We start from the raw sequence: 11801 nt of genomic DNA, 5'->3' as shown, positions 1-11801 counted from the left end.
TTCAGGAAGAGATAGCGCGGGCCAGCCAGACCAGCGCATACAGCGACAGGAGGTACAGCCCCAGATCGAAGAGCGGTGGATGCCACACCCACCGGTAGACACCCAGCAATGCCAGCAGGCGGCGAACCCACCAGGAGCAAGCCATCGCTCCCCCGGCGAGCAGGAGCAGGCCTGGAACGTAGATGCCGAAGAAGCTTGTTTCGATCATGGTTGGAGGTCCGAAGGCGCAGCAGGAAAGAGATCCCTGCGCAAACCCACAAGGGCCGAGACAGCGGGCTCGCACGCAGTGCTTGCGAGGCAAAGGGCCAGCAGCCGGTCGATCTGCGGCAACAGCGCGTCGAGCCTCGCCGGCGATCCCGTGACTTGGGCGAGAAAGGCTCGCTCGAGCGCGGCCAGCAGCTCGCGCACAGGTATTTCGGGCAGCAGGTGGCGATGCTGCTGCAGAACGCCGATGCTCGCGCCGATTCGAAGTTCGCGCATGGCGAGCTGTGCCGCATCGCCGCCCTGGTATGCGGCATCGCCAGCAGTGCGCGGAATCAGCAGCGCGATGCGGTCCAGCATGCGACCGGCGAACGCGTCGCGCGCCAGCGCGCGTTTCGAGCGCGCTGACATCCCGGCCATTCCAGAAAGATCGCGCCAAGTGGCCCGGTGGATGCGCCGCGTGCTCCATTCGCTGCTCACGCTGCGCATGATGGCGGTAACGCGTGCGGCAATCAGAGCACCGGCGAAGAGCGCCATGTTGCCCTCGAGAAAACTGACCCAGTCGGCGCTGCCAATGTCTTGCAGTGCCAGCGTGCCGGCCACGCCGAAAAACATGCCCAATGCCGTGAGACTGCTTGCCGGACGCGCGAGGTAGCCGCCCACGACCAGGAACAGTGGCGCAATGCACAGCACCAGCATGCCGAAGTCGTGCGCCAGCGGCATGACGCCAAGGATGTAGAAGGCAGACACCGGCATCGACCACAGCAGGGCGACCAGGAACTTGTGCATGCCCGGTACGGGGTCGTCCATGGTGGCGAAGAAGCTGCAGAAGACCGCTGCCGCCATGGCCATCGACGATCCCGCGCGCCAACCGCTGAAGATCCACGCCGCGCATGCAATGCAGGTGGAAAGCACGACCGTGAATGCGGAGCGCAGCGCCAGGCCCTTGTCCACGTGAAGGACCGAACGCCACGAAGCATCTCCCCGCTTCGGAGGCGGCGCATGACCGGCCAGCCCGGCGGCGATGTCGGCGCGAAGCGCATTGCACCGGCGCCATCCCGCGACCAGCTCGTCTATATGGGCAGCCGCGTCGATGCTCAGCGCACGCACCCAGGGCGAGTTCCGCCGGTCCGCGACCTCCATCCGGACAGCGGCACGGAGGCCGTCCAAGGCGCCGGACGGCGGGCCGGCATCGAGACAGGCGCTGCCTTGCACCATGGCCCGCGCGACCGGTTCGGGCACGCCGTCTGTTGCATCGCGCAAGGCTGCGAGCCGGTCCTCCAGGGCCGAGAGCGAAGGCGTCAGTGCTGCGAGACCGTCGTGCAGGTCGCCCACGGCATGCCGCGTCCATCGCAGGCCGCCGTTATCGAAGGGCACGTGGGTTGCAAGCAGGCGCAACTGGGTGATGTCGGTGGCGATGCGCCGCCTGTCCTGTACCAGCCGCTTGCGAACCTCATCCTCGGCACCAAGGCTCATCAGGTCGCCGGCCCATCGGCGCACATCGCCCAGCGCGCGGTCGATCAACCCGAGCAGTGAAGGCGCGAGGCTGGCGGGTAACAAGATGCTGTGCACGAGGCTCGCGCAGACGATGCCGAGCGCAATCTCCTCGGTTCGGGCGACGGCGGTATCGAACATCGCCGCGGGCGCGTCCACCAGCGGAAAGCCGATCAGCGCGGCAGAGTAGCCTCCGAGCATGAAGGCATAGGAGCGCGCGCTTCGGTCCATCAGCGACAGGTAGAGGCACGCGCCCACCCACAGCGCAAGCGCGAGCGACAGAAGCACCGGCGACCCGGACAACGACGGGATCAGCACCACGGTGGCCGCGCATCCCAGCACGGTCCCGCACAGGCGGTAGAGCGACTTCGAGCGCACATGCCCCGCGAGGGGATGGGCAACGATGTACGCGGTCATCATGGACCAGAAGGGCCGGGGCAGCCCGAAACGACTGGACAGGTACAGCGCGAGCATGGCCGCGAAAAAGCTCTTGAGCGAGAAGAGCCACTCCTGCTTGGAGAAACGAGGCCGCTTGATCATGCGGCGCCCCGGAAGACCGGGTTCGAAGCAGTCGATCCGGCTTCGAACTTGTTGCGAATCATTTGCATGTATCGATGCTATGCATCTGCCTGCGAGGCAAGAATCGTAAACTTGGACAAATGATTTCTTTTTTAGGTCATCCCGGATGAGCCGCTGGGTCCATGTGACGCCCCGCACCAGCCTCGACCTGGACTACGAGCCATCAGTGCCCGTCATGGCACATCGCGTGGATGTCGAGGAGCGCGAGCGCGAGGTTCCGATTCACGTGCATCGCTCCGGCCAGCTGGTCATGGCGCTGCGCGGGGCGGTTTCCTGCGACGTGCCCGGTGCGATGTGGATGGTCCCGCCCCAGGCGGGCGTGTGGATTCCGGGCGGAACGCCGCACAGCAACCACAGCACGGCGAACGCGGTGATCTTCTACCTGTTCGTTGCGCGCGATGCCGCGCCCTTGCCCGCCAGCTGTTGCACCTTGCGCATCAGCCCGATGCTCGGCGAGATGATCCAGTACCTGGCGGAACAACCGCCCTCCTACGAGCCCGGCGGGCCGACCGATCGCCTCGCCCACGTGCTGCTGGACCAGCTCTGCGCCATGCCGAAGGAGGAAGTCTCCTTGCCCATGCCCGAGGATGCGCGGCTGCGAAAGGTGTCGCGCGCCATGATGCGGGACCCGTCCGACCGCCGTACGCAGAAGGATTGGGCCCACCAGCTCGGCATGAGCGAGCGGACGCTGAACCGGCTGTGCACAGCCTTGACCGGCCTGAGCTTCGGCCGCTGGCGGCGCCAGCTGCACATGATGGTCGCGCTTCGGGAGCTGTCCGGCGGCGCGACCGTGCAGCAGGTCGCCTACGACCTCGGCTATGAATCGCCGTCCGCCTTCATCACGATGTTCAAGAAGGCTTTCGGAAAGCCTCCCGCCACCTACATCAACGACCGGCTGCTGGCGGCAGGCGAAGGGCGCTCGCCGGCCGAGCCCGCGCCTGTACCCATGCCGCCGCAGGCCCCGACGTCACGCCCTCACCGGTAGGCACGGGCCTGGGTCACGCCGCCATCCACCACCAGCGTGGCGCCCATCACGTAGTCACCCGCGCGCGAGGCCAGGAAAATGGCTGCGCCCGCGATGTCGTCGGGCGTGCCGATGCGCCTGGCGGGGATGTGCTCGGACAGCGCCGGCCCGTGATCGCGCGCGTTGCGGTTCATCTCGGACGGGAACGCTCCGGGCGCAATGGCGCTGACCGCGATGTTGTCCTGCGCCAGGCGCATCGCCATGCGCCGCGTCAGGTGAATCACGCCTGCCTTGCTCGCCACGTAGGAATAGTTTTCCTGGGGATTGAGCCCGATGCCGTCAGTGGAAGCGATGTTGATGATCTTCGCCACGCGCGCCCTGGCCGCGGCGCGCAACGGTCCGGCGAGCGCCTTGGTCAGGAAGAAAGGCGTCTTCAGGTTCAGATCTACCACCTTGTCCCAGCCGCTTTCCGGAAAGGCATCGAAGTCCTCTCCCCAAGCCGCGCCTGCGTTGTTGACCAGGATGTCCAGCGTCGATTCGTGACGGGCATAGGCGTCGGCCACGGCCTGGCAGCCTGCGACCGTGGACACGTCGTGCGGCAACGATACGCAGTGGCCCTTGTTCGCAAGTTCCTGCGCTGCGAGATCGCAGGCCTCAGCTTTGCGCGCGCTGATGTAGACGCGTGCGCCGTGGGCCAGAAACCCCTCGGCGATCATGCGGCCGATGCCTCGCGAGCCGCCCGTGATGAGGGCCGTGCGGCCCTGGAGCGAGAAGAGATCCTGCGCGCTCATGGCAATGCCGCGACCGCGGTAGCGCTCGTGGAGGCGCCCTCTGCGCCCTCTGCGCCCTCCGCTTCGAGACGCGATCGCCTCACATAGGCCGTTCCATCGAGCAGCCGGCGGGCCGTGCGCGTGAAGTGCACCTCGCGCACCGTCCATTCATTTCCGCCCAGGTGCTCGACGTTCGCGAAGATCCTGAGCACCCCGCTCGGGTGGCCGATGCGGATGCGTGCGGGACCGGCATGCGTGCCGCGCGCGTCGGCGGGAATCGTTCCCGCGATCTGCGCCGCCACCGAAAGGCAAACCGAGCCGCCGCCTGGGAAGGCCTTGTGCATCGCACCGCCGTTGAGCACCATGCGCGCGACGAAGTCGATCTCCGACGCCTGGACGATGCGGTCGCCCGCGATGGTCCGGTAGTCCTGCGCTTCGCTGATGAGGATCTGATAGGGCGTCAGTGTTCCTGACGCCGGGAGATTGCAGCGTTCGACGGCCCAGCGCCTCACCTCCTCGGCCATCTCGTAGATATCGGGGCTGAGCTGGCCCGGCAGCTCCGTGCCCGCGATGCCCAGATCCGCCGCGCGGATGAACACGCACGCCGTGCCGACGTCCACCACCGAGACCGGTATCTCACGGCCGAGCTTCGAGATGTGGACCCAGTCGCGCGCGTTGCCGGTGGGCAGCAGCCTGCCGGTCGTGGAGCCGCTGGTGTCCGAGTAATCCAGTGCGACCTCGGCGCCCGTGCCGGGCACGCCGTCGACTTCGCTGTCGCCTTCCACGCGCGGCTCGCCGTCGGCGCACTGAACCGCCATCCGCAGGATCTTCCCGGTGTTGGTGTTGTGGACCCGGACCGTGGTGACAGGCTCCTGCACGGGAACCAGCCCCTCCTGCAATGCATAGACCCCGGTGGCTGAAGAAATGTTGCCGCACACGATCTCGAAGCTGACGGTCGGCTGGTCGATGCCGATCTGCACGAAGGTGTAGTCGATGTCCGCATCGGGGCGCGATGGCGGTCCGATGATGGCGCACTTGCTCGTCAGGATGTCTGCGCCGCCGAGCCCGTCGATCTGGCGCACGTCGGGGCTGCCGAACAGCGCGAGAAGAAATCGGAGACGCGCCTGTGGATCGGTGGGCACGTCGCGCTGCGAGAGAAAAACAGCCTTGCTGGTGCCACCGCGCATCATGGTGACTGGTACGCGAATTTGTTCTTTCATCGGCTCAGTATGCAGATCGCGCCAGCCGCTGTCCTTTCAGTTCTGTTGGCCATTGTTTAGCTGGGCTGCATGTGTCGAATCGTTCAGCTGCGCTAAAGAATGCCCAGCAGAAATCCAATGACCGAGGGGGCCTGGATCTCGATACTTTCCTTCGCTGTGGCGAGCTCCACACGAACAGGAGACACCTTTGAAGATCATCAAGCGAACGGAATCCCCCTTCCGTGAAACCCCCGGCGGCATGGTGCTCGTCGCGACCCGCGTGGCCGGCCAGCCGGCCCAGTTCCCGCCCATCGAATTCACCCACGACGACCAGACGGTCGAAGACATCGAGCTCGGGCCCATCGGCTCTCTCTACAGCTTCACGATCGTCCACCCCGGCAAGGACAAGCAGCCCTACGGCCTTGCCATGGTCGACTTCGAACCCGGCGTGCGTGCGTTCGGCCGGCTGCTGTACGGCGGAGAGCCGCCAGCCATCGGTGCCCGCCTGCGGGTGGTGTCCTTCGCGTTGCCGGACGGCACGCCCGACTATGCATTCCAGGAGTGATGCGCCATGAAGCAACCACTGATCACCGGCGTCGGCATCACCGACTTCGGCCGCTTCCCCGAATTGACCGAAGAGTCGATGGCCCAGGCCGCCATCCTCGACGCGCTCGCCGATGCCGGCACGCAGCTCGGCGAGGTGCAGGCGTTCTACTGCGGCAACGCGCTCGGTGCCATGCTGCCCGGACAGCGCGCGTTGCGTGAACTGCATGCCGGCGGCGGCGCGGTCTACAACGTGGACAACGCCTGCTCCAGCGGAGCCACCGCGCTGAATCTCGCGCTGCAGGCGCTCAAGGTCGGCCAGTACGACACCGTGGTGGTGTTCGGCATGGACCACCTGAGCAGCCTCGGCGGCGGCCCGCTGCAGCTCAGCCAGAAGGACTGGAACAACAGGCGCGGGATGATCATGCCCGCGCTGTACGCGATGCGTGCCAAGCGCTACATGCACGATCACGGCCTCGCGCTGGAGACGCTGGCGGACATCTCGGTCAAGAACCGCAAGCATGGGGCCTTGAACCCGATCGCCAAGTTCGCCAAGCTGGCGAGCCGCGAGGAGGTGCTGGCGTCCCGCCCGGTGGCCGAGCCGCTCACGCTGCTGCAGTGCTGCCCCGCCGTGGTGGACGGGGCCGCGGCCCTCGTGCTCAGCACCAGGCCCTCCAGGGGCGCCGCCAAGCCTGTGCGTGTGCTGGCGTCCGTGGTGCAGTCGGGCTTGTTCGAGACCGCGCCGGTCGACATGACCGAGGCCGAGATCACCGCGCGTGCCGCCCGGCTGGCCTATGAGCAGGCCGGCATCGGGCCCGAGGACCTCAGCCTGCTGGAGGTGCACGACGCGTTCACCATTTCCGAGCTGCTCTATTACGAAGCCCTCGGCCTCTGCAAGCGCGGCGATGCGGCGAGCCTGCTGCAAAGCGGCGCGACCGCCCTGGGGGGCCGCGTGCCGGTCAACCCCAGCGGCGGACTGATCGCCAAGGGTCACCCGCCAGGTGCCACCGGCGTCGCGCAGGTCGTGGAGGTCTGCGAACAGCTGCAAGGCCGTGCCGGCGCCCGGCAGGTGCAGGGCGCGCGCATCGGCCTCACGCAGGTCACGGGCGGCGGCATCTGGGGCGTCGATCACGCCGCCTGCTCGATCAACATTCTTTCGCTCTGATGGCAGTCTCCATGAACCAGACAAACACCACCACGCCCGCCTCGCTGCAGGGCCTCGTCGCCGTCGTGACCGGCGGCGCCAAAGGCATCGGCCTGGGCATCGCCCGGGAGCTCGCACAGGGGGGCTGCCGCGTCGCGCTGTGGGACTTCGACGACGCCGCGCTGAACGAAGCCGAGCGGACGTTGTCGAGCGAAGGTGCCGACGTGACCACCTTCAAGGTCGACGTCAGCTCCGTGGACCGGGTGGAGGCGGCGGTGGCCCGGCTGCTGGCATCGCACGAACGCATCGACATCCTGGTCAACAACGCAGGCATCGGCGGCGACAAGCTGGTCTCCAAGATGGATCTCGCGTTCTGGAGCCGCGTCATCGAGATCAACCTGACTTCGCAGTTCATCTGCGCCAAGGCGGTCCTGGCGCACATGGCGCAGAACCGCTTCGGGCGCATCATCAACATCGGCTCTCGCGCATGGCTGGGCAATCGCGGCCAAGCCGCCTACTCGGCGTCCAAGGGCGCAGTGGTGAGCCTGACCCGCTCGCTGGCGCTCGAATATGCGCGCAAGGGCATCACCGTCAACGCCGTCGCGCCGGGCATCGTGGAGACGCCGCTGTTCGCGACGCTCACCGAAGAAGTGCGCCAGAGCCTCCACAAGACCGTGCCGATGGAGCGGATCGGCCAGCCGCAGGACATCGCCCGCGCGGTGCGGTTCTTCGCGGAACCCGGCGCGAGCTACGTCACCGGCCAGCTCCTGTACGTCTGCGGCGGCCGCAGTCTCGGCAGCCCGTCGGTATAGAGCCGGATCGCGCCGACAGAAATCGAACAAGGCTGAAGATCGCATGCTCGCGAATGCATTGACCGGTTTGAAAGTGATCGACTTCACGCAGGTGATGGCCGGGCCGACATGCACGTTGTGCCTGGCCGACCTCGGCGCCGACGTGGTGAAGGTCGAGACGCCCACGGGCGATCTCTCCCGGGCCCTCTCGCCATGGGTCAATGGCGAGGGCGTCGCATTCCTGGCGCTGAACCGCAACAAGCGCGGCATCGTGCTCGACCTGAAGCAGCCGTCGCACCGTCAGGCCGCGCAGGAACTGATCGCGCAGGCCGACGTGCTGGTCGAGAGCTTCCGTCCCGGCGTGATGGCGCGCTTCGGACTCGACTACGCCTCGGTGTCCGCGGACAACCCGCGGCTCATCTACTGCTCGGTCTCGGCATACGGCCAGCATGGCGCCAGCAGGGATCTGCCCGGCGTGGACGGCGTGCTGCAGGCCGTGAGCGGCCTGATGAGCGTCACCGGGGCGCCCGATGGAGAACCCTGCAAGGTGCCGGTGCCGGTCGTCGACCTGGTCACCGGCTCGCTGGCGGCCATCTCGGTGCTGGCCGCCCTTCAGGAGCGGCAACGCACCGGCCTCGGCCAGCATGTCGAGGCCAGCATGTTCGCCAGCGCGATCGCACTCCAGCACGTGAGTTTCGCGTCCTACTTCGCCGACGGCGTCGCGCCCGGACCGCAAGGCAATGCAGCGCCCTACTCGACGCCCAACGAGGCACTGCGATGCGCCGACGGGTGGATCATGGTCGCCGCCTACCACCCTGCCCGATGGCAGGCGCTGTGTGCCGCCATCGGTGCACCGGAGCTCGCCTGCGATCCGCGCTTCGCAGAGAACAAGAGCCGCCTGCAGCACCGCCAGACGCTGCTGCGCGAGCTGGAAGCCCGCATGCTCGCGCACCCGCGCGCCTTCTGGCTGGAGAAGTTCACGGCGGTGGACATCATCTGCGGCCCCATCAACGACTATGCCGAGGTGGCGCAGTCGGCCCCCTTCGTCGAGGCGGCGCTCGCGGAAAGCGTGCAGCACCCCGTCGCCGGCACCTTGACGCTGGCGCGCAGCGTGCTCGGCGCGGTGGGCGAGCGGCCGCGTGCGCGCCGCGCCGCGCCCACGCTCGGCGAGCACACCCGCGAGGTGCTGGCCGCGCTGGGCATGCCAGCCGGCGCCATCGACTCGGTGGCCGCGACCAGCCCTTCCCAGACCTGAAGAACGGAAAACCATGCCCATCGTCTACACAGTCCAGGATGGCGTCGCCATCGTCACCCTGAATCGGCCCGAGGCCATGAACTCCATCGACCCGGAGTCCAACGAGCAGCTGCTCGGCATCTGGGACCAGGTCTGCAACGACGAGGACGTGCGCGTGCTCGTCCTCACCGGTGCAGGCGAGCGTGCCTTCTGCACGGGGGCGGACCTTAAGAAGACGATGCCGTCGGGCGATAGCGTCGCGCATGAAGTCTTTCGCGGCGGCAACCGGCACTTCAACTTCGGCACGCTGCACACCGACAAGCCCGTCGTCGCGGCGATCAACGGTTATGCCCTCGGCGGCGGACTCGAGCTGGCCCTGCTGGCGGATATCCGCATCTGTTCGGACAACGCCCAGTTCGGCCTGCCGGAGGTGCGCGTCGGCAGCATTCCGGGCGCGGGCGGCACGCAGCGCCTGATCCGCGCGGTAGGCCAGTCCGATGCCATGTGGATGCTGCTGACGGGTGAACGCATCGACGCCGCCGAGGCGCTGCGCATCGGTCTGGTCAGCAAGGTGGTGCCGCTTTCGGCGTTGCAGGAAACGGCCATCGAGCTCGCGCGCAGGATGGCCGCCAATGCCCCGCTCGCGATGACGGCCGCCAAGCGCCTCGCGATGAACGGGCGCGAACTGCCGCTGGCCGGCGGGCTCGCGCTGGAACGCCAGGCCTTCGGGCTGCTCAGGGACAGCGAGGACCGGCTGGAGGGGCGCCGCGCCTTCGCCGAGAAGCGCGCCCCGGTGTTCCGCGGCCGCTGAGTTCCTCGACCGGAGGACGACGGCGTCGAAGAAGACACCGCCTCCGGCTTGCCCGCCCTGCCCTTCCTGCATCCGGACGACCGATCCGACCTTTCTTCTGGAGCCTCCCGTGAAGACACCGTCTGCTTCCTGGCGATGCAGCCTCGCACTCGCCATCACCGCCTTCGTCGGCGCACCGCCGGTCATCGCCCAGCAAGCCAGCCGGCCACCGGTCAGGATCCTCGTGGGCTTCTCGCCAGGCGGCACCCTCGACGTGGTGACGCGTGCGCTCGCGGACCAGCTGCACGGCCCGCTCCACCGCGCGGTCGTGGTGGAGAACAAGCCGGGCGCCGGCGGAAGGATCGCGATCGACGCGATGCGCGCCGCACCGGCCGACGGCAGCGTGGCCATGCTGTGCCCCGACTTCTTCACGTCGATCTACCCCTTCGTCTTCAACAAGCTCAACTACGACCCGCAGCGCGACATCCTCCCGGTGTCGACGGTGGTCGAGTTCGCGATGGCTCTCGCCGTGCCCTCCTCCTCGCCGGTCAAGACCTTCGGCGAATACGCCCAGTGGGTGCGCGCGCATCCGCAGAGCGCCAACTTCGGCCATGCGGCCTCGGGCGGACCGACACATTTCCTCGGGCTGCAGATCGGCAAGATCATCGGGACGCCGCTACAGGACGTCCCCTTCCAGGGCGCCGCTCCGATGATCGTGAACCTTGCCGGCGCCAACATCGCGGCGGGCACTTCCACGGTAGGCGACTTCGCGCAGCACCACGATGCCGGCAAGCTGCGCGTGCTCGCCGTCACCTCGGCCCAACGATCCGCGCTCCTGCCGAACGTGCCGACCTTCGCCGAGCTCGGCCGCAAGGAACTCACCACGGCCGGCGTGTTGGCCATCTGTCTGGCACCCGGCACGCCGGCACCGGTCGTCGCCGAATGGAGCGACGCCGTGCGAAAGGCCGTTGCGACCGAGCAGTTCGCGAAGAAGGTCGGCGCGCTCGGTTTCGTGAGCAGGGGAAGCTCACCCACCGATGCACGCGCCAGTTTCGCAGGGATGCGCGCATTCTGGGAGCCCGTGGCCAAGGCCTCGGGGTTCAAGGCCGACTAGCAGGCCCCCTTGGAGGCGCCTAGCGGACCGACCGGATCCACTCCCTGAACAGCCGCACCGGGGCGGTGGCCGCCTTCATCGGGTCGCAGACGAGGTAGTAGCCGAGCTCCGTCCGAGCCATGTGGTCAACGGCGACCACGAGGCGTCCGGTGCGCAGGTCGTCTTCCACGTAGGCACGCTGGGCCATCGCGATGCCCAGGCCATCCGCCGCGGCCTGATAGCACAGTGCGGCATTCGCCAGCGTGATGCCGCGCGAGCGGGCGGGATCCGCGAGGCCGGCGGAACCGAACCAGAGCGGCCAGGCTTGCGGCCGCATCATGGAGTGCAGCAGGTTGGCCTGCAGCAGGTCGCGAGGTGTCTGCAACTGCCCTGCCTGGCCCGGTGCGCAGACCGGGACGAACTCGTCGTCGAAGAGGTGGTCCAGCTCGACGTCGGCCCACTCGCCCATGCCATGGCGGATGGCGCAATCCGCGCCTTCGAGCCGCATGTCGTCGGCCATGGCGATCGTTGCGATCTCCAGTGCGATGTCGGGATGCTCCGCGTAGAAGCCATGCAGCCGAGGAACGAGCCAGCGGATGGCCAGGCTCGGCGTCACCTTGAGGCGCAGCCTTCTTTCGCTCCGATGCTCGTCCAGGTCGCCGAGCGCGTCCTGCAGGCGGTCGAAGGCATCGCAGACGCGGTGGGCGAGCCTTTCGCCCACCGCCGTGAACCCGATCTCGCGGCCGGACCGCTGGAACAGCTGCACGCCCAGGCCGGCCTCGAGCTGCTTGATCTGCTGACTCACGGCCCCGGGCGTGACGTGAAGCAGCTGAGCTGCCCGCGAGACGCCCTTGGCCCGGTACACCGCATCGAAAGCCCGCAGCGGACTCAGGAAAACACGAAGGTTCTGCATGGCGGATCTCAGCCGTGCCGCATTCAGCTGCCGCTGCCGATGAAAGCGCGAACCGGTGACGGCATGCGCAACCACGACCGGGATAG

The 11801-nt window shown here is 67.7% G+C and carries 12 protein-coding genes; 7 read left to right on the top strand and 5 right to left on the bottom strand.

Going from position 1 to position 11801, the window contains the following annotated elements; genetic code table 11:
- Position 1: 1 nt before the first annotated feature.
- Positions 2-208: a DUF1656 domain-containing protein gene (locus tag ACTJLF_RS31040; RefSeq protein WP_019657138.1), complete on the bottom strand. Its 207-nt coding sequence runs from the start codon at positions 206-208 to the stop codon at positions 2-4.
- Positions 205-2235: an FUSC family protein gene (locus ACTJLF_RS31035; RefSeq protein WP_440884589.1), complete on the bottom strand. Its 2031-nt coding sequence runs from the start codon at positions 2233-2235 to the stop codon at positions 205-207. Before ACTJLF_RS31035 ends, ACTJLF_RS31040 begins: the two co-directional genes overlap by 4 nt.
- 145 nt (positions 2236-2380) lie before the next feature.
- On the opposite strand from ACTJLF_RS31035, the gene ACTJLF_RS31030 reads away from it, so the two are divergent.
- Positions 2381-3259 carry an AraC family transcriptional regulator gene (locus ACTJLF_RS31030; RefSeq protein ID WP_019657136.1) on the top strand — a complete coding sequence of 293 codons (879 nt, stop codon included), beginning with the start codon at positions 2381-2383 and terminating at the stop codon, positions 3257-3259.
- Here ACTJLF_RS31030 and ACTJLF_RS31025 read toward each other — a convergent pair.
- Together ACTJLF_RS31025 and ACTJLF_RS31020 are read right to left on the bottom strand one after the other, a co-directional pair.
- Positions 3250-4029 carry an SDR family oxidoreductase gene (locus ACTJLF_RS31025; RefSeq protein WP_019657135.1) on the bottom strand — a complete coding sequence of 260 codons (780 nt, stop codon included), beginning with the start codon at positions 4027-4029 and terminating at the stop codon, positions 3250-3252. The genes ACTJLF_RS31030 and ACTJLF_RS31025 overlap by 10 nt on opposite strands.
- Positions 4026-5228 carry a 2-methylaconitate cis-trans isomerase PrpF family protein gene (locus ACTJLF_RS31020; RefSeq protein ID WP_416491368.1) on the bottom strand — a complete coding sequence of 401 codons (1203 nt, stop codon included), beginning with the start codon at positions 5226-5228 and terminating at the stop codon, positions 4026-4028. Before ACTJLF_RS31020 ends, ACTJLF_RS31025 begins: the two co-directional genes overlap by 4 nt.
- A gap of 187 nt (positions 5229-5415) precedes the next feature.
- Here ACTJLF_RS31020 and ACTJLF_RS31015 point away from each other — a divergent pair, with 187 nt between their 5' ends.
- The 6 genes from ACTJLF_RS31015 to ACTJLF_RS30990 all read left to right on the top strand — a co-directional run bounded on the left by ACTJLF_RS31015 (position 5416) and on the right by ACTJLF_RS30990 (position 10823).
- Positions 5416-5772 (top strand): Zn-ribbon domain-containing OB-fold protein, encoded by a 357-nt coding sequence (locus ACTJLF_RS31015; protein WP_440884588.1) that lies wholly within the window; start codon positions 5416-5418, stop codon positions 5770-5772.
- Positions 5773-5778: 6 nt separating this feature from the next.
- The gene (locus tag ACTJLF_RS31010; protein WP_440884587.1) at positions 5779-6915 is read left to right on the top strand and encodes a thiolase family protein; all 1137 of its coding nucleotides are present in this window, start codon (positions 5779-5781) and stop codon (positions 6913-6915) included.
- Positions 6916-6926: 11 nt separating this feature from the next.
- The gene (locus tag ACTJLF_RS31005; RefSeq protein ID WP_440884586.1) at positions 6927-7706 is read left to right on the top strand and encodes an SDR family NAD(P)-dependent oxidoreductase; all 780 of its coding nucleotides are present in this window, start codon (positions 6927-6929) and stop codon (positions 7704-7706) included.
- A 43-nt stretch (positions 7707-7749) separates the two neighbouring features.
- A complete protein-coding gene (locus ACTJLF_RS31000) occupies positions 7750-8940 on the top strand; it encodes a CaiB/BaiF CoA transferase family protein (protein ID WP_440884585.1) in 1191 nt (396 codons plus the stop codon).
- A 13-nt stretch (positions 8941-8953) separates the two neighbouring features.
- Positions 8954-9730 carry an enoyl-CoA hydratase/isomerase family protein gene (locus ACTJLF_RS30995; protein ID WP_440884584.1) on the top strand — a complete coding sequence of 259 codons (777 nt, stop codon included), beginning with the start codon at positions 8954-8956 and terminating at the stop codon, positions 9728-9730.
- Positions 9731-9839: 109 nt separating this feature from the next.
- Positions 9840-10823, top strand: coding sequence for a Bug family tripartite tricarboxylate transporter substrate binding protein (locus tag ACTJLF_RS30990; RefSeq protein WP_440884583.1), 984 nt, complete (start codon positions 9840-9842; stop codon positions 10821-10823).
- A gap of 19 nt (positions 10824-10842) precedes the next feature.
- On the opposite strand, the gene ACTJLF_RS30985 is transcribed toward ACTJLF_RS30990, so the two are convergent.
- Entirely contained in the window at positions 10843-11715 is an 873-nt protein-coding gene (locus tag ACTJLF_RS30985) for a LysR substrate-binding domain-containing protein (RefSeq protein WP_354413705.1), read from the bottom strand.
- Positions 11716-11801 lie beyond the last annotated feature (86 nt).

The sequence above is a fragment of the Variovorax sp. 22077 genome (assembly GCF_052044195.1).
Classification (GTDB): Bacteria; Pseudomonadota; Gammaproteobacteria; order Burkholderiales; family Burkholderiaceae_C; genus Variovorax; species Variovorax atrisoli.
The sequence above is the reverse complement of the archived record's forward strand: the minus strand, read 5'-3'. Positions and strand labels throughout refer to the sequence as shown.

Coding starts and splice junctions, on each gene's coding strand:
- ACTJLF_RS31040 (WP_019657138.1), bottom strand. CDS start 208: ATGATCGAAACAAGCTTCTTCGGCATCTACGTTCCAGGCCTGCTCCTG.
- ACTJLF_RS31035 (WP_440884589.1), bottom strand. CDS start 2,235: ATGATCAAGCGGCCTCGTTTCTCCAAGCAGGAGTGGCTCTTCTCGCTC.
- ACTJLF_RS31030 (WP_019657136.1), top strand. CDS start 2,381: ATGAGCCGCTGGGTCCATGTGACGCCCCGCACCAGCCTCGACCTGGAC.
- ACTJLF_RS31025 (WP_019657135.1), bottom strand. CDS start 4,029: ATGAGCGCGCAGGATCTCTTCTCGCTCCAGGGCCGCACGGCCCTCATC.
- ACTJLF_RS31020 (WP_416491368.1), bottom strand. CDS start 5,228: ATGAAAGAACAAATTCGCGTACCAGTCACCATGATGCGCGGTGGCACC.
- ACTJLF_RS31010 (WP_440884587.1), top strand. CDS start 5,779: ATGAAGCAACCACTGATCACCGGCGTCGGCATCACCGACTTCGGCCGC.
- ACTJLF_RS31005 (WP_440884586.1), top strand. CDS start 6,927: ATGAACCAGACAAACACCACCACGCCCGCCTCGCTGCAGGGCCTCGTC.
- ACTJLF_RS31000 (WP_440884585.1), top strand. CDS start 7,750: ATGCTCGCGAATGCATTGACCGGTTTGAAAGTGATCGACTTCACGCAG.
- ACTJLF_RS30995 (WP_440884584.1), top strand. CDS start 8,954: ATGCCCATCGTCTACACAGTCCAGGATGGCGTCGCCATCGTCACCCTG.
- ACTJLF_RS30985 (WP_354413705.1), bottom strand. CDS start 11,715: ATGCAGAACCTTCGTGTTTTCCTGAGTCCGCTGCGGGCTTTCGATGCG.